The organism is Micromonospora trifolii (genome assembly GCF_050516465.1).
GTDB classification, from domain to species: domain Bacteria; phylum Actinomycetota; class Actinomycetes; order Mycobacteriales; family Micromonosporaceae; genus Micromonospora; species Micromonospora trifolii.
This window is the reverse complement of the sequence record NZ_CP191526.1, coordinates 5,852,962-5,873,406: the sequence shown is the minus strand read 5'-3', so window position 1 is coordinate 5,873,406 and position 20,445 is coordinate 5,852,962. Positions and strand designations below refer to the sequence as shown.

General features: G+C 69.7%; 20 protein-coding genes. 9 read left to right on the top strand and 11 right to left on the bottom strand.

Features of this window, described 5'->3' with window-relative positions; translation table 11 throughout:
* Positions 1-180: 180 nt before the first annotated feature.
* Both ACQRWP_RS27325 and ACQRWP_RS27320 read left to right on the top strand, forming a co-directional pair.
* On the top strand, positions 181-681 hold the full coding sequence (locus tag ACQRWP_RS27325) for a sigma-70 family RNA polymerase sigma factor (RefSeq protein WP_091396991.1): 501 nt from the start codon (positions 181-183) through the stop codon (positions 679-681).
* Positions 674-1,363, top strand: a complete 690-nt coding sequence (locus ACQRWP_RS27320; RefSeq protein WP_410819411.1) for a hypothetical protein — start codon at positions 674-676, stop codon at positions 1,361-1,363. Before ACQRWP_RS27325 ends, ACQRWP_RS27320 begins: the two co-directional genes overlap by 8 nt.
* Before the next feature lie 72 nt (positions 1,364-1,435).
* On the opposite strand, the gene ACQRWP_RS27315 is transcribed toward ACQRWP_RS27320, so the two are convergent.
* A complete protein-coding gene (locus ACQRWP_RS27315; RefSeq protein ID WP_430498797.1) occupies positions 1,436-3,061 on the bottom strand; it encodes an LPXTG cell wall anchor domain-containing protein in 1,626 nt (541 codons plus the stop codon).
* A 442-nt stretch (positions 3,062-3,503) separates the two neighbouring features.
* Between ACQRWP_RS27315 and ACQRWP_RS27310 the strand changes: the two genes are divergently transcribed.
* Complete coding sequence (locus tag ACQRWP_RS27310; RefSeq protein ID WP_430498796.1) at positions 3,504-5,183, top strand: cellulose binding domain-containing protein; 1,680 nt, start codon at positions 3,504-3,506, stop codon at positions 5,181-5,183.
* A gap of 69 nt (positions 5,184-5,252) precedes the next feature.
* Here the strand turns inward: ACQRWP_RS27310 and ACQRWP_RS27305 are convergent, their stop codons facing one another.
* Positions 5,253-5,888 (bottom strand): hypothetical protein, encoded by a 636-nt coding sequence (locus tag ACQRWP_RS27305; RefSeq protein WP_430498794.1) that lies wholly within the window; start codon positions 5,886-5,888, stop codon positions 5,253-5,255.
* On the opposite strand from ACQRWP_RS27305, the gene ACQRWP_RS27300 reads away from it, so the two are divergent.
* From ACQRWP_RS27300 to ACQRWP_RS27290, 3 genes are all read left to right on the top strand, one after another.
* The gene (locus ACQRWP_RS27300; RefSeq protein WP_430498793.1) at positions 5,860-7,314 is read left to right on the top strand and encodes a HupE/UreJ family protein; all 1,455 of its coding nucleotides are present in this window, start codon (positions 5,860-5,862) and stop codon (positions 7,312-7,314) included. The genes ACQRWP_RS27305 and ACQRWP_RS27300 overlap by 29 nt on opposite strands.
* 144 nt (positions 7,315-7,458) lie before the next feature.
* A complete protein-coding gene (locus ACQRWP_RS27295) occupies positions 7,459-9,432 on the top strand; it encodes a fibronectin type III domain-containing protein (protein ID WP_430498791.1) in 1,974 nt (657 codons plus the stop codon).
* An 89-nt stretch (positions 9,433-9,521) separates the two neighbouring features.
* Positions 9,522-10,601: a WxL protein peptidoglycan domain-containing protein gene (locus tag ACQRWP_RS27290; RefSeq protein WP_430498789.1), complete on the top strand. Its 1,080-nt coding sequence runs from the start codon at positions 9,522-9,524 to the stop codon at positions 10,599-10,601.
* Positions 10,602-10,613: 12 nt separating this feature from the next.
* Here the strand turns inward: ACQRWP_RS27290 and ACQRWP_RS27285 are convergent, their stop codons facing one another.
* Positions 10,614-11,309 (bottom strand): YoaK family protein, encoded by a 696-nt coding sequence (locus ACQRWP_RS27285; RefSeq protein WP_430498787.1) that lies wholly within the window; start codon positions 11,307-11,309, stop codon positions 10,614-10,616.
* Between the two features lie 236 nt (positions 11,310-11,545).
* Here ACQRWP_RS27285 and ACQRWP_RS27280 point away from each other — a divergent pair, with 236 nt between their 5' ends.
* Positions 11,546-12,517: a quinone oxidoreductase family protein gene (locus tag ACQRWP_RS27280; RefSeq protein ID WP_430498785.1), complete on the top strand. Its 972-nt coding sequence runs from the start codon at positions 11,546-11,548 to the stop codon at positions 12,515-12,517.
* Between the two features lie 4 nt (positions 12,518-12,521).
* On the opposite strand, the gene ACQRWP_RS27275 is transcribed toward ACQRWP_RS27280, so the two are convergent.
* The 5 genes from ACQRWP_RS27275 to ACQRWP_RS27255 all read right to left on the bottom strand — a co-directional run bounded on the left by ACQRWP_RS27275 (position 12,522) and on the right by ACQRWP_RS27255 (position 16,758).
* Positions 12,522-13,112 (bottom strand): HAD family hydrolase, encoded by a 591-nt coding sequence (locus tag ACQRWP_RS27275; protein ID WP_430498783.1) that lies wholly within the window; start codon positions 13,110-13,112, stop codon positions 12,522-12,524.
* Positions 13,113-13,128: 16 nt separating this feature from the next.
* Complete coding sequence (locus tag ACQRWP_RS27270) at positions 13,129-14,385, bottom strand: RNA polymerase sigma factor (protein ID WP_430503304.1); 1,257 nt, start codon at positions 14,383-14,385, stop codon at positions 13,129-13,131.
* 2 nt (positions 14,386-14,387) lie between these two features.
* Positions 14,388-14,735 carry a YciI family protein gene (locus ACQRWP_RS27265; protein WP_430503303.1) on the bottom strand — a complete coding sequence of 116 codons (348 nt, stop codon included), beginning with the start codon at positions 14,733-14,735 and terminating at the stop codon, positions 14,388-14,390.
* 120 nt (positions 14,736-14,855) lie between these two features.
* The gene (locus tag ACQRWP_RS27260; RefSeq protein WP_430498781.1) at positions 14,856-16,067 is read right to left on the bottom strand and encodes a low temperature requirement protein A; all 1,212 of its coding nucleotides are present in this window, start codon (positions 16,065-16,067) and stop codon (positions 14,856-14,858) included.
* A gap of 40 nt (positions 16,068-16,107) precedes the next feature.
* On the bottom strand, positions 16,108-16,758 hold the full coding sequence (locus tag ACQRWP_RS27255; protein WP_430498780.1) for a winged helix-turn-helix transcriptional regulator: 651 nt from the start codon (positions 16,756-16,758) through the stop codon (positions 16,108-16,110).
* A 72-nt stretch (positions 16,759-16,830) separates the two neighbouring features.
* Here ACQRWP_RS27255 and ACQRWP_RS27250 point away from each other — a divergent pair, with 72 nt between their 5' ends.
* Complete coding sequence (locus ACQRWP_RS27250) at positions 16,831-17,553, top strand: hypothetical protein (protein WP_430498778.1); 723 nt, start codon at positions 16,831-16,833, stop codon at positions 17,551-17,553.
* 54 nt (positions 17,554-17,607) lie between these two features.
* Here the strand turns inward: ACQRWP_RS27250 and trpS are convergent, their stop codons facing one another.
* The 3 genes from trpS to ACQRWP_RS27235 form a co-directional block, all read right to left on the bottom strand.
* On the bottom strand, positions 17,608-18,666 hold the full coding sequence (gene trpS / locus ACQRWP_RS27245) for a tryptophan--tRNA ligase (RefSeq protein ID WP_430498776.1): 1,059 nt from the start codon (positions 18,664-18,666) through the stop codon (positions 17,608-17,610).
* An 88-nt stretch (positions 18,667-18,754) separates the two neighbouring features.
* On the bottom strand, positions 18,755-18,931 hold the full coding sequence (locus ACQRWP_RS27240; protein WP_430498775.1) for a hypothetical protein: 177 nt from the start codon (positions 18,929-18,931) through the stop codon (positions 18,755-18,757).
* A 4-nt stretch (positions 18,932-18,935) separates the two neighbouring features.
* Positions 18,936-19,406, bottom strand: coding sequence for a PRC-barrel domain-containing protein (locus ACQRWP_RS27235; RefSeq protein WP_430498773.1), 471 nt, complete (start codon positions 19,404-19,406; stop codon positions 18,936-18,938).
* Between the two features lie 168 nt (positions 19,407-19,574).
* On the opposite strand from ACQRWP_RS27235, the gene ACQRWP_RS27230 reads away from it, so the two are divergent.
* On the top strand, positions 19,575-19,826 hold the full coding sequence (locus tag ACQRWP_RS27230) for an SCO4848 family membrane protein (protein WP_430498771.1): 252 nt from the start codon (positions 19,575-19,577) through the stop codon (positions 19,824-19,826).
* Positions 19,827-20,445: the final 619 nt, after the last annotated feature.

Genomic DNA, 20,445 nt, shown 5'->3' with positions numbered 1-20,445 from the left:
TCGTCCTCTCCGCCACGGGCGTCTCCTGGGTCGGCACGATGACGCCTGACCAGGTCGTTAGGTTGATCACCCTGGTGTGACAGAAGCCACAATCTCGCCCCGCGCCGACGCGACCGGTCCACCCCGGCGAGTTCCATGCGGCGGTGACCAGGGGACGAGGCAGGGGAGGGCACCGGTCGGATGCGTGACGCCGAAGAGTTCGACGCCCTCTACGCGGCCTGTGCGGGTCGGGTCGTGGGTCACGTGTACGCGCTCACCGGCAACCGCGCCGAGGCGGAGGACGCCGTGGCCGAGGCGTTCATGCGGGCCTGGCAGCGATGGGCGACGGTACGGGAGACGGACAGTCCGGAGGCGTGGGTCCGCCGCGTGGCCTCCCGGATCGCGGTGAGCAGCTGGCGCAAGGCGTTCAACCGGGTACGCGCACACCGCCGGGCCGCTGTCGACCAGGGTGTGCCCGGACTGAACGAGGACCACGTCGCACTGTTGCAGGCGCTGCAACGGCTGAGCGCCAACGAGCGACGGGCCGTTGTGCTGCACCATCTCAACGACCTCAGCGTCGCGGAGGTGGCAGCCGAGATGCAGGCCCCCGTCGGAACGGTGAAGACGTACCTCGCCCGTGGTCGGAGAGCGATGGCCGGGTTGCTGACCGATGCGCACCAGGAGGAAACCTCCCATGGCTGATCCGCGCGACGATCTCGGGGCGATCGTGGACGAGGTCCGGCGAGTCACCACGCTGCCGGGGGCACAGACGTTGCGGCACCGCAGCGACCGGCGTCGGCGGCGGCGGACGGTCGTCGGCGCCGCGGGGCTGGCCGTGGTGGCCCTCGCCGCTGGCACCGCCCTGGTGCAGGTGCGGGACGACGTCGAGTCGCCCGGTGTCGGTCCGGCCACCCCTGTCGCACCGCCCGTGGTCCCGTCCGCGACCGCCTCGGCGGGACCACAGGAGATCCTCGCTGGCCGGCGGCAGGTCCAGATCGTGCTGCCCGGCATGCGCGGGGCCACGTTGGCGATCGACAGCGACGGCGATCAGGTGCGGGCCACCACCGAACAGGGCATCGACGACCGGGCGCTGTGGGTGCTGCGCCCCGAGGGCGACAGGTACCGGATCCTCCTGGCGTCCGGCGCCAACGCGATCTGCATGACCGTCGTGCACGACGCCGCGCCGGGCAGCGTACGTGGCCGGGCGTGTGATGCCGCCGCCTCGACGCAGCTTTTCCGGATCGATCAGGTTCCTGACGGCAGCTACTCGATCTTCCAGGGCAAGCGTTACGTCCAGGTGGTCGACGGCACCAACGCCCTCGTCCCCGACCTGCCCGAGGGCCTGACCACCACGTACGAGTTCCTGGACCGCGGGCCGAGGTGAGCGGCCTCGACACCGGTGACACAGCGGGGGTGGGCCAGCGTCGGCCCACCCCCGCTGTTACCTGTTGCTGAATCAGTCGCGCGGGATCTGCAACACCACGCGGCGACGGCGGAACAGCACGAGCAGCGCGGCGCCGAGCACGAGCACTGCCGCACCGGCGCTGGCGAGCATGGCGGCCGGTGCGCCGGTGATGGGCAGACCGCCACCCGAGCCGCCCTCGTCGTCACCGCCGCCAGTGCCGCCGCCAGCAGTGCCGCTGGTGATGACGATCCGGGCGGTGTTGTTCTCCGGCTTTGACTCGGACGCCGCGGTGTCGCTGCCGGCCACGATCGTGCCGTCGGTGCCCGGAGTGGACTTGATCTTCACCTCGACGGTCGACCTGATGCGGCCCCAACCGGATGCCGTGGCCGGGAAGTCGCCCGCGAAGTTGCAATCGAGCTTGGGCGATTCCAGCCCGGGGACGTCGGACCAGCACCACACGTTGGGCACTAGGGCCGTTCCGGTCGGCGCCGTGATGATCACTGACGGGCCGCGGCCGTCGGAGGGACCGTTGTTGACGACCTCGTAAACGACGTTTACCGTCTGACCGACGGCACCCTTGACCGCCGGCGCGGTCACCGAGATGTCGAGGGTGTTCGGCTTGGTCCAGAACCTGAACATCGCGTGGTTGTCGGAATCGTCGAGCTCGCCCTGCGCCGCGCGCTGCCGCGCGAGGTCACCCTTCGCGCCCTTCGCGGCGAGCTTGCGAACAGCCTCGGCGAACGACGGCCCGGTGCCCTTGGTGCGGGTGCTGCCCTTGGCCGAGCGCTCCTGCCCGGCGAGGGCGACATCCACCCAACCGTAGTTCTCACTCGGGCCGTCCATGTTGCGGCCAAAATTGATGTTGAAGAGCGACGTCCCGGTCTCGTCGTCGAAGAAGAGCAGACCGTCGCCGGGTGCGAGGCTCGTCGGGACCACGCAGGTGACCTCGTTGGGCCCGTACACATAAGGCTTGCCGATGTCGTCCGGGTGGTAGTCGGTGTAGGTGCAGTCGCTGTACCGCTCGGCGAACGTGGCGCCGGTGGGAACATCGACCGTTACGGTGAAGTTCTCGGCGGCGGCGTCGCCCTCGTTGCCGACGCCCGCATACAGCGGGACGGTGTCACCCGGGCCGACCGGCGTCTTCTCGTCGTTCAGGTCCTGTGCGGCGGCGACCAGATCGGGGCCGGACGGGACCACCGTGACCGGGAACGAGGTGGTGTCGTTGCCCGGTGCCATGTCGTCTTCGGCACCGTCGATGGTGACGGTGACCGAGCCGGCGTCGCCGCGGGCAGCACCTGGGCGGCTGGCCAGCGTCAGGGGGTCGATGGACTTGAACTGGCCGGCGTGGAGCGCTCCGACGTTGCAGGTGACAGTGGTGTCGGCGAGCTTGCAGTCGCTGCGATCCGGCACGGACGCGGTGACCGCGTCGGAGACCTTGCTCAGGTCCAGGGTGACGGTCACCGCCGTCGCCGGGGCCTCGCCGTGGTTGTAGACGTACATGCCGACGGTTCTGCCGTTGTGGTCGATCTCAGCAACGGGTTCATTGCGGAACGAGACGAACAGCTCGGGCAGCGCCTCGGCGGCAGCCGCCGTGTGTGGGGCGCTGAAGAGGGTGGCCGTTGCCAGCAGCGCTGTCGCCGCGGCGAGGCGCGAGAATTTCGACGGTATGCGGTTCACGTCATCTCCGTTGAGGCGGGTATTGGCCGCACTCTAACTGTTGATCATCAGAAATTCCGTCCCGATCCTCGCGGTCCGGCGCCTTCGGTAACAGGCGTCGGATCGCTCTGGTCAGGCCGCAGGTCTCGGCGTGCCGGACCGCTGGCCGTCGCGCCATATCGGTAGACGTCGAAATGTTTCCGACACGGCATCTGCTGGGGCTGAACATCAGCATCGACGGTTTGGCCAGCCTGGCTGGGCCGCCGACGGCAATCCCGTGGCTTTCGCCGTCCGCGATTCACAGTGCAAGCGCGGGAGGGCCCTCTACCCTCGGGGCCCGAAACTTTCGGAAAAACATTGACACTCTCCAATGAGTCGACTCAGGCTTGACGTGGCTGGCAATCGTGATCACTGATCTCGCTTCGTCCCTTCCTGTAATCACCACCTCGGAAGGAGACCTCTGGTGACCATCCCCTCGGGCCGTCCCAGAACCCGGTTCCTGGTCGTCGTGCTGGCGCTGGCAGCGCTCACGGTCGCCGGATCGGTATCGGTAGTAACCCGAACGACGAACGCTCAAGCCGCAGTAGGCCCGCTGGCCGCGGCAGTGGAGGACGAGGGCGCCGACTGCGCGGTGTCCGGTCTGCCTGACCTGGGCTCCCTGCCCACCAACGCCAAGCTTCCCGACCCCTTCAAGAAGCTGAACGGGGCGACCATCACCACCAGGTCCGACTGGCGCTGCCGCCGGGCGGAGATCAAGGAACTTGCCGAGAAGTTCGTCTTCGGCGACAAGCCCGCCAAGCCCGCGACGGTCACGGGGACGGTGTCCAACAGCACCGTCAGCGTCAACGTGACACACAACGGCAGGAGTTCCAGCTTCTCGGCGCGGGTCGAGCTGCCCAGCGGCACCGGTCCCTTCCCCGCCGTCGTGGTCGTCGGCGGGTTCGGCGCCGACACGGCCACCATCAAGGCCGCCGGCGCTGCCGTGATCAGTTACGACCCGTTGGCGGTCGGCCGCGAGGGCACCCCCCGGAACAACAAGCAGGGCGCGTTCTACAGCATCTACGGCTCATCGAGCAGCACCGGACTGCTCGCCGCCTGGGGCTGGGGCGTCAGCCGGATCATCGACGTCATCGAGCAGTCCGACGGCAGGATCCTCAAGGCGGACGCGATGGGCGTCACCGGTTGCTCCCGTTACGGCAAGGGCGCCTTCGCGATCGGGGTGTTCGACCAGCGCATCGCCCTGACCATGCCGATCGAATCGGGCAGCGCGGGCGTCCCCATCTTCCGGGGTATCCCGGGTGAGGGCGCGCAGAGCCTGAGCAGCGCGTACGGGGAGCAACCCTGGCTGGGTGACGCGTTCGGCTCCTTCACCGGCAGCCCCAACCGGCTCCCGGTGGACACCCACGAGATGGTCGCCATGGTGGCACCGCGCGGACTGTTCATCATGGACAATCCGCACATCGCCAACCTCGGCCCCCGGTCGGCGAGCGTCGCGGCCCTGGGCGGCGCGGAGGTCTACAAGGCGCTCGGCGCCGGTGACAACATCACCTACTGGTCCGACGTGCAGGACGGCAGCCACTGCGCCAACCGCTCCGAGTGGCGTACCCCATTGCAGAACAACATCCGGAAGTTCCTGCTGAAGACGGGCAACGAGCCGGGCGCGATCCGGATTTCCAGCAAGGCGCTCGGCCGGTTGGCCGACTGGCGGGACTGGCCGACGCCGGTCCTGGCTGACGGCCCGACCACCCCGCCTCCGACCACGCCGCCGCCGACCACGCCCCCTCCGACCACGCCCCCTCCGACCACGCCGCCCCCGACCACGCCGCCCCCGACCACGCCGCCTCCGACCGGTGGTGGCTGTGTGGCGACGGTGTCGGTCAACCAGTGGACGGGCGGTTTCGTCGCCACGGTGCGGGTGACCGCCGGCACCGCGCCGGTCAACGGTTGGACGGTCGCCATGACTCTGCCCTCGGGTGCCAGCATCACCAGCGTCTGGAGCGCCAACCGGAGCGGCAGCACCGGGACCGTTCAGTTCACCAATGTCGCCTACAACGGCGCCATCGCGGCCGGGCAGTCGACCGAGTTCGGTTACCAGGGCAGCGGCACCGGTGCGGGGATGACTCCCACCTGTTCCGCCGGGTGACCCGCAGGCCCGGTGCGGAGGGTCATCGCCTCCGCGCCGGGTCGCGCGGCTCCAGCCGAAGCCCGAGCGTCAGAGCCAGACCACGAGCCCGGTCAGGTCGTTGAGGACCGCGGCCACGCCCGCCCGGATGGCCGCCGCGCAGCGGTCGGCGGTGAACGAGTTCGGGTCGTACGTCGAGGACATCCCGAGCCCCTCGCCACGGAACGACGCGCCGTCCCAGTCGACAGCTGTGACGTTGTGGGTGGGCTCGGCCAGTTCCGCACCGACCACGAGGAACTTCTCGTCCAGGTGGTTCGGGGTGACCAGCGCGAGCCCGTCGATGAGGTCGTTGCCCGCGCTGACGATGAGGTCCGGGCCCATCTCCATCGCCTTGGCGATGCTGGGAACGGTGTCGTGCGCGTTGCCGACCACGATCGTCCTCAGGTCGACGTGCTCGTCGTCGGCCCACCCCTTCACCGCAGTCACGAGGGCCTTGGTCGGGTTGTCAGTACCGCTGGTCAGCAGGACGACCCGGTAGTCCTTCGGCGGGTGGACGCCGGCCCACGAGCCGGGCTGCGGGGTGATGGTCGCCTCCGGCGCGGGCTTCGTGGAGGGGTCGACAAACCCCGGGCCGAGAGTGCCGACGGCGCTGGGCGCCGGACGTGGCTCGGACCAGTCGTCGCTGGAGTTGCAGGCGGTGACCAGCGCGGCGGTCGCGGCCAGCATGGCAACGGCCCGAAGCGGGGGGCGCAAGGTGATCGTCCTCCGGGTGGTGGCGGAAAGTGCGCGTACTTCTTCGTATTCCTATCTCAATTCCGGTCACCGGTATTCGGTGGGCGGTCGTTCGGGGAAGTTGTTCTCCGGCGGTTCGTCGGTGCGCGGGTTGGTGTTCACCCACGGCATGCAACGTGCACTGGCCAACCGAGGGAGTCGAATGTTAGGCCGCATCCGCCGTACCATTATCGTCGCCGCTGTCGGATTCGCCGCAGCGGTGGTTCCGTTTCTGGGCGCCGAACCGGCGTCCGCGCACGGCTTCTCGTCGACTGTGTACGCGAAAATTGCAGCGGGAGATGAGGGTCACATTCGGACCGGGGTGGAGCTCGAATACGACCTCCTCGTCGTGTCCGCCGCGGATTCCGGCCACGACGACCCGCTCTTCCAGGCGGGAACCGCCGCGTTCGAGGCGGGCGACACCGCCGCCCAGGCCGCTGCGCTGAAGAGTCACGCCTCGGTCGTCCTCGGGTACGTCTCCGACCGGTTCTCGGTGAGTTCCCGGGGTGCGGCCTGCCGGCCGACCCAGGTGGGTGACGCGACGATCGGCGAGCGTGAGGGCGTGCCGTACGCGGACCTGCTGCTCGACTGGACCTGCCCGGAGCGGGTCGACGAGCACGTGGTGCGCAGCGGCCTCTTCCCGGATGGCGAGGGCTACGTCAAGGGCACGAAGACGATCGTCACCTACGAGATCGACGGCCGTTCGGGCAGTGCGGCGCTCGACTCCGCCAACCCGTCCTTCTCGACCGCGCAGGCCTGGTACGAGCGGTTCGGTGAGTTCTTCCTCCTGGGTGCCGAGCATCTGCTGACCGGGATCGACCACATCCTGTTCCTGCTGGCGCTCATCGCCGGGTCGCGGCGGCTTCGGGAGATCGTGCTTGCGGCCACCAGCTTCACCCTGGCGCACTCGGTGACGTTCATGCTCGCCGCGCTCGGCCTGGTCGAGGTGCCGGGGGTGATCGTGGAGCCGATCATCGCGTTGTCGATCGCCGTCGTCGCCGGTTGGCACCTGTGGGGGATCTGGCGGCGTGGTGAGCACGCGGCCGACCTGGAGACGGCCGGGCGCGGTCACTTCAGCCTGGATCGGGCCGGCTGGATCCGCCTCGGCGTGGTGTTCTGCTTCGGCCTCGTGCACGGCCTGGGCTTCGCGGGCGCCCTGGGTATCGACGAGGCGTGGTCGTGGACCCTGCTGTGGTCGCTGCTGGTGTTCAACGTCGGCATCGAGGTCGTTCAGTTGACGATTATCGCTGTCGTCTTCCCGCTGCTGTTCGTGCTGCGCCGCCGTGCGTCGAAAGCCGGCCTCTGGGCGACCGGGGCTGTTTCTGCGGCCGTGTCCATTATGGGGTTGATCTGGTTTGTGCAGCGCGTTTCTGGATCATGAGTAAGGCTAAGTAGTTCGTGAAGTGCAGTCTTTCGCAAGATCACGTTCATGGTCGGTTCATCGGGCGGCGAAAGCGTGGAATTGCTTCCCCAGCGTCGGGTGAAGGCACAATCCATTTCTCTATTTGAAAAGGGAACAATGTCGATGACATTGAGCACCTCGACACGGGCCTCCGCGCTCGTGCGGCGGCGCCTGGTCGCCGGGGTCGCAGCCGGGTTCCTCGGTTTGGGCGCGGCCCTCGGTAGTGGCCTGATGGCCAGCGCGAGCGCGGCCGAGTCCACCACGATCACCGGTGTGGTCCTCGGCGTCGGCGCCAACGAGACCCAGCGCATCGTGAGCTGGTACTCCTCCGCCGACACCGCGCAGAAGATCCAGCTCGCCCCGACCGCCGAGATCGTCAACGGCGAGTTCCCGGCCGGCGCGGTCAGCTTCGACGCCGTCGGTGCGGCGAACACCTCCACCACCGGCTTCAACCGGCACGCCACGATCAGCAACCTGCGTGAGAAGACGGCGTACTCGTACCGGGTCGGCGCCGAGGGCAGCTGGTCCCCGGCGTACGCCTTCAAGACGCAGGACTTCGAGGGCGACTACGACTTCCTGTTCTTCGGCGACCCGCAGATCGGCTCCTCCGGTGACCGGCTGAAGGACCAGGCCGGCTGGGAGGACACCCTGAAGGTCGCCACCGCGGCCAACCCGAACGCCGAGCTGCTGGTCTCCGCCGGCGACCACGTCGAGAGCGCCAACGACGAGGGTCAGTGGACCTCGTTCCTGGCCCCCGACCAGCTGCGTCAGGTCCCCCTCGTCGCCACCATCGGTAACCACGACGTCGGCGGCAAGTCCTACGAGCAGCACCACTTCACCCCGAACACCGACCGCTCGGCCCAGTACTACAACGGGGACCAGGCGACCCGGTCCGGCGGCGACTACTGGTTCATCCACAAGGATGTGCTGTTCATCGACCTGAACAGCAACAGCTACGTCAACCCGGCGGACGGCTCCGCTGGCGGCGACGCGGCGCACGTCGCGTACGTCACCGACGTCATCAACAAGCACGGCTCCGAGGCCAAGTGGAAGGTGCTGGTCTACCACCACTCCATCTACTCGCCGGCCAGCCACGCCACCGACACCGACAACAAGCAGCGGCGGGAAGACTTCACCACCGCGTTCTCCAACCTCGGCGTCGACATGGTCCTTCAGGGCCACGACCACAGCTACTCGCGCAGCTACTCCATCAAGAACGGCCAGAAGGAGAACCCGGCCGAGCAGCCTGGTGCTGCCGACGTGTTCCCCGGCCCGGGTGGCGTCATCTACGTGACGGCCAACTCGGCCTCCGGCTCGAAGTACTACGACATCAAGAAGCCGGACGCCACCGGCACCGGCATCCGTGGCAACGGCCCGGACCCGCTGGACGCGAACAAGTACTGGTACAACTCCGTGCAGAACCAGGAGCACGTGCGCAGCTACGTCAAGGTGCAGGTTCGCGGCGACAAGCTGGTTCTCGCGAACGTCCGCAGCGGCACCTGCGCGGCGCCGAACGCGGCCGTCGAGAAGGGCCTCTCCTGCGTCAACACCCCGGACGGTCAGCCGGTCGGCTCGATCGTCGACAACGTGACGGTGCACCCGTTCCACGGTGACGGCCAGGCCATCCAGGTCAACGTGCCGAACCCGGCTCCGGGCGAGTTCGGCTGGACGATCGACGGCTACAACGGTCTGGTCGACCTGGGTACCGCGCAGGAGCGCAACGGCACCTCCTTCCAGGCCAACGGCAAGATCAACCCGATCCTCGTGTCGGACAGCCGCCGGTCGCTCGCCCCGTGGTCGATCTCGGCCAACGTCGGCGACTTCCAGGACGCCGACAAGAAGTTCTCCGGTTCCTACCTCGGTTGGAACCCGTACGTGCTCGACGCCGGCGCGGGCGCCGAGGCCGGTGCCCCGGTCCTGTCGTCCCTCGACGACCAGGGCAAGGGCCTCTCGGTCTCCAGCGCGCTCGCCGCGGCCGCGCAGGGTCACCCGCGTGGTGGCGCCAAGCTCGGCGCTGACCTGGACCTGAAGATCCCGGACAGCATCGCGAAGGGCAGCTACCGCACCACCCTCACGATCACCGCACTGAGCAGCTGACCGGACTGTTCCATTCGGCGGGGTAGGCACCTTCGGGGCCTACCCCGCCACCGGTTCACCCACTACCAAGATCACCACAAGGACTTGAGATGCAACCGTCCGTAACTCGCTGGAAGACCACGACCGCCGCACGCCTCCGTACGACAGCACTGTCCCTGCTCGCCGTCGTCGCGGCCGTCGGTGTCGGTGCCGGTCCCGCCCTGGCCGCGGACGGCAACGTCGCCTGGACGGTCCGGACGGCCTCCAACGGCTACGGCGAGGCCCGGTCCAGCTACAGCTACAACGTCAACCCGGGCGGTGCCGTCGAGGACGCCATGGTCGTGGCCAACCGCGGCCCGGCGCCGCTGACCCTCTCCGTGTACGCGGCCGACGGCTTCACCACCGACGCCGGCCAGCTCGACCTGCTCACCAAGGACAAGAAGTCCATCGCGATCGGCGCCTGGGTGAAGCCGAACGCCGGCAGTGTGGTGATCCAGCCCGGAAAGACCGCCCAGGTCCCCTTCACTGTCGGTGTTCCGGAGAACGCCACGCCCGGGGACTACGTCGGTGGCATCCTCACCACGCTGACCCAGGCCGACCAGGCTGAGGGGATCAACGTCGACCGGCGCCTCGGTATCCGGATCAAGTTGCGGGTGGGCGGTGAGCTGAAGCCGAACCTCGCGATCGAGAACCTCCACGTCACGTACGCCGGACCGACCAACCCGTTCAGCAAGGGTGACGCCACCATCACCTACAAGGTCCACAACATCGGCAACGCGGCCCTGTCCGGTAAGCAGGCGGTGAGCGTCTCGGGCCCGTTCGGCCTGCTGCGGGTACGGGCCGAGGACGTGGCCGCGCCGCCGGAGCTGCTTCCGGGCGAGAGCTGGGACGTGTCGGTCCCCGTACACGGGGTGGCTCCCGCCATCTCGCTGGCCGCGACCGCGACCCTGACACCCCTGCTCACCGACGCCTCAGGCTCCACCACCTCGCTCAAGCCGGTCCAGGTCACAGCGCACGGCTGGGCCCTGCCCTGGATGCTGGTGCTGGTGCTCGTCGTGCTGATCGCCGTGCTCGTCGGGGCGTACCTGTACCGACGCCGCAACCGGGCGCAGCGCAAGGCGCGCGAGGACGCCCGCGTACGCAACGCCGTCGAGCAGGCGCTTCGTGGCCCGGAGCCGCAGACCTCCTGATCGCGGCTCCGGTCAACTCGGCTGGCTTCGGCCGGCGGCGGTTCTCGACCGCTGGGTCAAACCGATCGCGAACGCGATGACGGAGACCACCAGCACCGCCGCCGGCACGGATGCCCAGGTCGGGGCCGTACGCAGCACCACCGTGCCGAGTACGGCGCCGGCCACCAGCCCCGCCAGCCGGCCGACGCCACCCACGTCGGCGAACCGGTGCGGGTCGACGACGCGGCGCCGGACCAACTCGGTCAGTGAGCCGGTCAGGTAGGTGGTCGACGCACCCCGTACGCCGGCGGCCACGGTGATCACGCTCTGGATGCCGCTCGACACGGCCGCCATCGCCAGCAGCACGAGCCCGAAGCCGTACCCGGGACGTGCCGAGCAGGCCAGCCAGCCCACCGTGAAGCCGAGAAGCAGCACCGCCTCGGCCGATGTCACCACTGCGGTGCGGCGGTTCCAACCCGGCGGGGTGTGGCGCAACGGCACCGTGGCAGCGGCCACGCCCACCGCGTACCCGCCAACCGCCACCACCGCCCCCGAGAGCGACCGGGTGTCGGCCGTGGCGAGCGCGTGGCCGAAGTGCACGAGGTTGCCGGTGATCACGCTGGCGAAGTAGCCGTTGAGCTTCGTCAGACAGATCACGTCGAGGCAGCCGGAGGCCGTGGCGAGCGCCACCAGGAGCCAGGCCGTGGCCCGCGTCGACGGAGCGTGCACGATGCCCCTCCCGTCGGTCCTGCGGCCAGCGCCACGTGCCCGGTCCTCAACGTCGAACGCACCCGCTCGCGCCCGGCGGGTACGCGGACATTCCCGTGCCCGCCCCGGCTACGCCCGGCGAGGCCTGCTGAGCGCGGGCGTTCGTCCTTGTGGGTGAACGACGCTCAGCTCCGGGCCACGCCTGTTCCCGAGCCGGCATGCTGCGACGGTGACGCCGGCACGGAGAGGGAATCCACATGGTTGACGGGGATGTGCCAGAGCGGATGCAGGCCGCGGCCTTGGACGAGTTCGGCGGGCCGGAGGTGATCACCCTGCGGAAGCTGCCGATCCCGCAGGTCGCCGACGACGAGGTGCTGATCAAGGTCCTGAGCGCCGGTGTCGGGGTGTGGGACGTGTACGAGCGGCAGGGCGTGCTGGTGCCGGAGGGCTCGGCACTCCCGATAGTGCCCGGCTCCGACGGCGCCGGCACGGTCATCGCGGCCGGCAGCAAGGTGACCAACGTGGGGGTGGGCGACCTCGTCTACGTCTCCGCCACCATGCGGCCGAAGGGCGGCTTCTACGCCGAGTACGCGTCGGTCAAGGCGGAGTACGCGGCGAAGGTGCCCGACGGCGTGCCCGCCGAGCACGCCGGTGCCATGCCCACCGATGCGCTGACCGCGCTGGCCGGGCTCGACGCGATCAGCCTGTCGGTCGGCGCCTGGTTGCTGATCTTCGGTGCGAGCGGCGGTCAGGGTCACCTGGCCGTGCAGTTGGCGAAGCGGCAGGGACTGAACGTGATCGCCGTGGCGTCCGGGGCGGACGGCGTCGCGCTGGTGACCCGGCTCGGCGCCGACGTGTCCCTCGACGGCCACGGCGACATGACCGACGTGCTGGCCCGGATCCGGGACGCGGCGCCGGGCGGGGTGAACGCCATCCTGGCGATGGCCGGCGGCGCGACGCTGGACCGGCTCACCGAGGCGCTGGCCGACGGCGGGGTGGTCGCGTTCGCCCACGGGGTGCAGCCGGAGCCGCAGGAGCGGCCGGGCGTCATGGTCCGCGCGTACGACGGCGAATCGAGCCCTCGACAGTTGCGGCGCCTCAACGAGCTCATCGAGGCCGGGCCGTTCGTGGTGCACGTCGCGGAGAAGTTCCCGCTGGGCAAGGTGCGGGATGCGCACCAGCGCCTACAGACGTCCTACGCCGGCAAGCTCCTGCTGACCGTGGCCTGAGACGTCAGGGCGTGCGCTGCTGCGGCACGCGTACCGAAGCCATGCCGGCCGCCGTCGCGGCCTGGATGCCCAGGTCGGTGTCCTCGAAGACCAGGCAGGACTGCGGGGGTACGCCGAGTTGCTCCGCCGCGAGCAGGAACGCCTCCGGGTCGGGCTTGGCCCGGGTGTAGTCATCGGCGCAGACCAGCACGTCGAACCGGTCCAGCAGGCCGAGCGCGTCCAGGGAGGCGGTGACCGACGCGCGGGTGCTGCCGGAGACGACAGCGAACGGGACCCGTCGGTGCGCGTCGTGGATGTGCGCCAGCACCTCGGGCACGGCGGCGAGCTGCGGCAGCAACTCCTGGTAGTAGCTCTCCCGGCGCTCGACGACGGCCGCCACCGGCATGGCCAGACCCTGCTGCTCGTTCAGCGCGACGATGATGTCGGCGGTGGGCCGTCCACCCCAGGCGTAGAAGAGGGTCTCCGGGAACTCGCAGCCCCACTCCTCGAGGGCCCGCTGCCAGGCCAGGTAGTGCAGCGGCATCGAGTCGACGATGGTGCCGTCGCAGTCGAACAGGTACGCGGCGAACGGCCCGGGAGGCAGAGGCAGACTCACCCGGGAAGGGTACAGCTCACTCGGTCGTGACGGCTTTCAGCTGGCTGAGCAGGTACGCGCGCTCCGGTTCGGTGCCGACCAGCGTCAACGCGCTGCGGTACGCGGCCGCGGCCTCGTCGTACCGGCCGAGCCGGCGCAGCAGGTCGGCCCGCGCAGCCGGATAGGGGTGGTGGCCGCGCAGCCGAGGCTCGTCGGCCAACTCGTCGAGCAGCGCGAGCCCGGCCGCCGGCCCGTCCCGCATGGCGACCGCGGCGGCCCGGTTGAGCGCCACGATCGGTGAGGGCACCAGGCCGAGCAGCACGTCGTAGAGGGCCACCACCTGCTGCCAGTCGGTGCTGGCCACGTCGGCGGCCTCGTCGTGCAGCGCGGCGATGGCGGCCTGCACGCCGTACGGGCCGGGCGCTCGGCCGGTCAGCGCGACCACCACCAGGCCGCGCCCTTCCTCGATCATGGGATGGTCCCAGCGTTTCCGATCCTGGTCGTCGAGAAGGATCATGGCGCCGTCCGGCCCGGTACGCGCGTCCCGTCGGGCGTGGACCAGCAGCATCAGGCCGAGCAGCCCGGCGACCTCCCGCTCGGCCGGCAGCAGCCGACGCAGGATCCGGCCCAGCCGGATGGCCTCCTCGGCCAGGTCGATCCGTTGCAGCTCCGGGCCGGAGCTGGCCGCGTACCCCTCGGTGAAGACCGAGTAGACGGCCTGGAGCACAGTGGGCAGACGACCAGGCAGCTCGTCGGGTCCCGGCACCCGGAACGGGATGCGCGCGTCGCGGATCTTCCGTTTGGCGCGCACGAGTCGTTGGGCCATGGTGGCGGGCGGCACCAGGAAGGCCCGCGCGACCTCGGTGGTGGTGAGGCCGGCCAGGAACCGCAGGGTGAGCGCGCCGCGATCCTGCGCGGCCAGGGCCGGGTGCGCACAGGTGAAGAAGAGCGCCAACCGGTCGTCGGGCAGGTCGCGGTCCGCGTCGGCCGGCGGGGCGTGATCGGCCCGCTCGGCCTCCGCCTGCAGTACGGCGAGCCGGGTCGACAGCACCCGGTCGCGACGCAGCCGGTCCACGGCCCGACGCCGAGCCGTGGTGAGCAGCCAGGCGCCCGGCCGGCTCGGCACGCCGTCGGTCGGCCAGTGCGTCAGCGCCGCCTCGATGGCCTCGGAGGTGACCTCCTCGGCCAGGTCGAGGTCGCCGAAGCGGCGCACGAGCGAGGCGAGCAGTCGGCCGCGTTCCTCCCGGAACACCGCCTCCACCGACGACCCGATGGCCGCCCCCTCGGCCGGCACGGTCACCCCTGCATGTCGATCTCGAAGATCGGACGGACCTGGACCGATCCGGTGCCGACGGCCCCGGGGCTACGGGCCGCCCATTCGAGCGCGGCGTCGAGGTCCGGCACGTCGATGACGTCGTACCCGCCGAGCAGCTCTCGGGTCTCGGCGAACGGCCCGTCGGTGATCGTGCGCTCGCCGTCCGGGCCGACCTGCACTGTGGTGCAGGTGGTCAGGTCCTGCAAGGGGTGCCCGGAGACCCAGACCCCGGCGTCCTTCATCTCCCGGTCGTAGCGGATCCAGTCCTCGAAGCTGCACCCGTTGTCGACGACCTTCCCGTCAACCATGGGGCTCATGAACAGCAGCATGTACTTCACGTTTCGGCTCCTCTCGGTGCGGCGGGTCGCCGTACAGCATGACGACGAACGCGGTCCGGGGATATCGACACGGCGCGGCAGGATTTTCGCGACCGAGCTGTCCGACTGTGCTCACGGGACGCGCCGCTGTGCCGACTCGGGTCGTTCGTCGCGTCGGTCCATCCGTCGCTCGAACCAGGTCACTCCGACCAGGAAGGCGGTCAGCACTGTGAGCGCCGCCAGTGGTGACAGGGATCGGCCGATCGGCAGCAGGGCCAGTGCCAGCAGTGCGGCGACGACCTGCGCCGGGTACACCGCGCCAACGGTCAGCCGGCGGAAGGCCAACCTGCTGAGCAGGTAGAGGGCGGCGCCGCCGTAGAGCGCGGTGGCAGCCTCCCAGCCCAGCCGGCCGGGGTGCGCCGACCCCTCGGTGAGCTGGGCGATCACCTCCTCGATGCCGAGCGCGACGTAGATGGCGCCGATGATCAGCGTGGAGTGCCCGAGGCCGTACGCGTCGCCGGCCACGCTGGCCCGTCGCTCACCAGGCACGTTGCTGACGGCATCCCGGGCGGCGGGCGCCAGCCGATCGAAGTAGAGCCACCACAGGCACACCGTGCAGGTGAGGCCGAGCAGTGCGGCCAGTAGGGCGGAGCCGACCGGTGCCATCGCCCTCGGGCCTGCGCCGGCAGAGATCAGGGACTCTCCCAGCGCGATGATGAGCACCAGGCCGAACCGCTCGCTGAAGTGGTCCACGCTGCGCAGTTGCCACGGCCGGAAGGTGGACGCGATCCGGGCGCCGCCGATGTTCAGCAGAAACGCGACAGTCCAGAGCGCCGTCTGGGCTGCACCACCGAGCAGGGCGCCGATGATCAGCGGGACCCAGCCCAGCACGACCGGCACGGTGAAGAACCGCAGCGTCGAGCGCAGCGGAGGGTTCGTCGCGCTCGCCCAGAACAGAATCACGAGCTGCACGGCCCGGCCGACCACGTAGGCCAGGGCGAGGGTCAACGGCGCGTCGAACAGTTCCGGGCTCTGCTGCCACGCGTCCGGCAACACCAGCGCGGCCACGAAGATCGCCGCCATCGCGACCAGGGTGACCGCGCGGACCGGGCCGACGTCCGGCCGGACCAGGTTTCCCACCCAGATGTACGGCGACCAGGAGTACAGCAGCAGTAACAGCAGGAGCAGCCCCTGGGCCAGGGTGAGCGCGCCTGGCGAGCCCGCCATGAACGTGATGACCCGGGTGAGAGCGAAGACGAAGACCAGATCGAAGAAGATCTCGAACATCGTGGTCCGGTGCGTCACCCCCGCCGGCACCGGATGAACGTCGAGAATCCTCCTCATTCTCGCATTCTGCGCTATATCGGTCGGCGGTTCATTCGGTCTACTCGCCCGGCGGCGCCCCGAAGAGCAGGAAGAACCGCTCGGCAGCCCCGGTGTCGCCATGCACCTCGATCTCGCCCGCAGAGACCGCCGACCGCAGCGGCGTGCCGCCGAACATCAGGTCCCGCAGCGCTCTGACCGTGCCGGTGACCGTGACGTCGACCTGGCCCGACCGGCCACGGACCACGCTGATCCCACTCTGGGACACCCCCACCTCGAAGGCGTCGGCGCCCACCTGCAACCGGAGTCGAGCGGTCACCGGCGCGTCGGTCGGTGGCCGATAGAGGGCCTTCAGCAACAGCATGAACGCGTCAGTGCTCATCTCGACGTCCGGCTCCGCGGGCAGGCCGGCGCCCCACCGCGACAGCTCGATCAGTGTCGGCTCCAATTGCTGACCGCGCTGCGTCAGCTCGTACGCGTGCACGCTGGCCGGCGGCCCGAGCTGCACCCGCCGGACGATGCCGGACTGCTCCAGCTCCCGCAGTCGCTGGCTGAGCACGTTCTGGCTGGCCTTCGGCAGGCCGGCCCGCAGATCGCCGAAACGCTTCGGGCCGAACACCAACTCCCGGACGATCAACAGTGCCCAGCGCTCGCCGACGATGTCCATCGTGCGCGCCGCCCCGCAGGCGTCCTGGTAAGTCCGCTGAGTCACACCGCCATCGTAGTCGGCGTCCACCGAGCAGTGCTAATGTCGGATCATCTAGTCCTAACTTAGGAGTAAGCCATGGATGCACTGCTCGCGAAGGTGATCGAGCGCCACGGCGGCCTCGATCGCTGGAGGACCGCGTCGACCCTCACCACCCGGCTCACCTACGGCGGCCCGTTCTGGGCGTTCAAGGGCCGCCCCGACTTCGACAGCACCGAACTGGTCGAGGCCGACCTGCACCGGGAGCGGATCCGCCACGTCCAGGAGGGCACCGGCCAGGTCACCGAGTACGACCGCGACACCGACCGGGTCACCGTCACCGCGGCCGACGGCAGCCTGATCGACGAGTTGTCGAACCCCCGCGCCAGCTTTGCCGGCTACACCCGGGAGAGCCAGTGGACGCTCGCCCAGGCGGCCTACTTCCGTGGCTACGCCACCTGGCACTACCTCGTCGAGCCGTTCCTGTTCACCTGGCCGGGCGTCGAGGCGCACGAGATCGAGCCGTGGGCGGAGGACGGCGAGTCGTGGCGCGTACTGCGCGTCACGTTCCCCGAGAGCGTGCACACCCACAACGACACCCAGCTGTACTACTTCGACGACGGCGGGCTGCTCCGGCGCATGGACTACCAGCCGGTGGTCAACGGCTCTTCCCCGGTCGCGCACTACGTGAGCGGGTCGACCGAGGTCGACGGGCTGGTCGTGCCGACGCGACGCCGGATCCACATCCGCCAGGAGGACCGCACCCCGGACCTCTCCTGGACGCCGATCACCCTGGACCTGGCGGACGTCCGGATCCGCTGAGGCCCCTGATGGCGCAGCGGACCCGGCGTCACGTCGCCGACCGGACGCCCGGCCTCAGGTCGAGGCGTCCGTCCGGCGTCGGCTCCGCTCAGCCCGCCGCCGCACCTGCTGGTACGCGCCGGTCAGCCCCATCGCCCGGCGTACCTCGTGCACCGTCTGGCGTACCTCCTGGCGGGTCCGTTCCGTACCGTCGACGATCAGTCGGTCGACCAGGCCCCGGTCGGCTTCGATCTCGGCCCGACGCTGCCGGATCGGCGCCAGGAACCCCTCCAGCGCGACGATCAGCCGTTCCTTGACCTCCACGTCACCCACCCGCCCGGCCCGGTACCGCCGGGCCAGGTCGGCCACCTCGTCGCGGTCCGGATTGAAAACTTCGTGGTACGCGAAGACCGGGTTGCCTTCCACAGTGCCCGGCACGTCGGCCCGCGCCCGGTTCGGGTCGGTGTACATGCCGAGCACCTTGCGACGCACCGTCGACGCGTCGTCGGAGAGCGCGATCGAGTTGCCCCGGCTCTTGCTCATCTTGGCGGCGCCGTCGGTCCCCACCAGGCTCGGTGTGTCAGCCGGGATCAACTCGGGCACCGGGAAGACGGGGCCGTACAGATGGTTGAACCGCCGGGCGATCTCCCTGGTCACCTCGACGTGTGCGGCATTGTCCCGGCCGACCGGAACCACCTCCCCCTTGACGCAGAGGATGTCCGCGGCCTGGAGCACCGGATAACCCAGCAGCCCGTACGGCATCTCCTCCTTGCCGGCATCGCGGGCCATGTCCTTGAGCGAGGGCACCCGTTCCAGCCGGGGCACGGTCACCAGGTTCTGAAGGAGGGTGTTGAGGTCGCCGACCTCGGGGATGGCCGACTGGAGGTAGAAGGTGGCCCGGTCCGGGTCGACGCCGGCGGCGAGAATGTCGGTCACCATCTCCCGGGCGTTGCCGGAGACCTGGTCGATGTCCTCCCGGCGGTTGCGGGTGGTGAGCATGTGCAGGTCGGCGATGATGAAGAAGCTCTCGTAGCGCCGGTGCAGCCGTACCCGGTTGGCGATGCTGCCGACGTAGTGGCCGAGGTGCAGGCGGCCGGTGGGCCGGTCGCCGGTGAGCATTCGTGCGACGGACATGGTGGTGCCTCTCGTATCCGAAGGTGGGTAACGCGTGGGCGCGCGCCGAGCAGGGCTGGCTCAGCCCTGCTCGGTCAGCGGGATCGACTCAGCGAGTCGCCCGCCATCGCGCGCCGGCGCGAAACCGCAGACCACCGGCACGGAGGACGTTCAGAAGTTGCTCACGGCCATCGCCGGAGCTGGTCGGGATCTCGGGCACGGCACCGAGGAAGCGGCCGTCGACCAGGTCGACCGCCTCGGCTGCGCAGTTGCCCGTCCGGACCACGGCCTCAGATTACCCGCGGGATGGCGCCGGGAGGGGGGAGGTAGCTGTCGGCGTAGTAGGCGCCGACCCGTTCCCGGTACTCCTGGTTGGCCGAAACCGGATCGAACGGTGGCGCGTCCTTGATCTGCTGGCGGGTCCGGTCGACGTGCACGACGCGTTCCTGGTGATCCACCCGGTCCACCGTTCCGGCCGGCAGCAACACCTTCTGGCCGAAGATCCACGGCCCGGTGTCCACCACCAGGTGCCCGGCGTCCGCCTCGTCGCTCGTCTCGTCGATGGTGCCGATGCGCCCGTCGCTCGCCTGCACCTGATAACCCACCAGGTCGACGGGGGTGCCCGGGCCGGGGGCATCCGGGCCGTCGTGCCCACCCTCCTGACCCTCCGGAGGGGTGACCGACGGGGTGGTCTGCGTATACCCGCCGGCCAAGGCGGATGGGTCACGCCAGGCCCAGGGGTTGAAGATCGAGGGTTGCATGGGGCACCTCCAGGGGACGGTCCTCAGCTGTCCCTCTTCGCAGTGCCCAACTCGCTGACGCCGGAAACAGCCTGCGCTCCGCGCGGCGGCGCTCCTGCCGGGTGTGGCGGCGCGCTCACGTACGCGCCGCCGGGCCGCTGAGCAGGTGCGCTGGCATACTCGGCTGCCATGGTGCTGTCGCGAGGGTGGAGTCTCTTCCTGGTCGGAGTCGGCGTCTGGACCTGGGTGATCTGGCCGAGGTTCGCGGTGGCCATCTGGCAGGACCCGCGGTCCTGGGCGTCCGGCACGGTCGCCGACGGAGCAGCCACCAGCTTCCTGTGGGTGCACGCGCTGCTGATCGCCGCATCCTTGGCAATCGGCACCACCGCCGGCGTCCTCGGCGTCCGGGCCTGGCTCGCCGCCCGGCGGCGGACGTCCTGATCGCCGCCGTCGCTCCTGCGGATCAGGCCGGTCGACACCCGTACTGCTGGTGGTCGCGAGCCCCCGTTGCTGCCGGAAAGGGCCTGACCTGGGGAAACCGTTCGGACGAGCGAATGTGACGCGCGCCGCTACCCGTGGATTTGACGATCAAACCCGCAGACGCGTAACTTTCTCTCTGCCAGCGCGGAACGGGGCAAACGGGACGAAGGTCCTAGAGCACCGAAACGGAATGGCAACCGGGTCAAGCAGGGGTTCGCTCCTGCCAGACACGGTCCGGGCGGGGCTTGCCGGATCGGCCGCGAGGCGGATTTGGTGCGGCGAAGCCGACCGGGTAAGGTTCACGACCGGCAGGGAACCGGGCGAGACTGCGGGAAACCGCAGCGGCCGGTCTGCCGAATCCGACGACCTGACGCAGCGGTTCGCTGCTGCGTGAGTGCGCCGGCGCTGACCCGTACGAAGCATGACAGACCGGGACACACGGTTTGACACGGCGAAGACGGTGAGGTAACGTAGTAAAAGTGCCCGGCGCGAGAGCGGCGGGGACACGGTACGGATAGCCCCGGGTTGGGGTTCCACTGTGGTGGGGCTTCTGGTCGGTGTGTGGTTGTTCTTTGAGAAC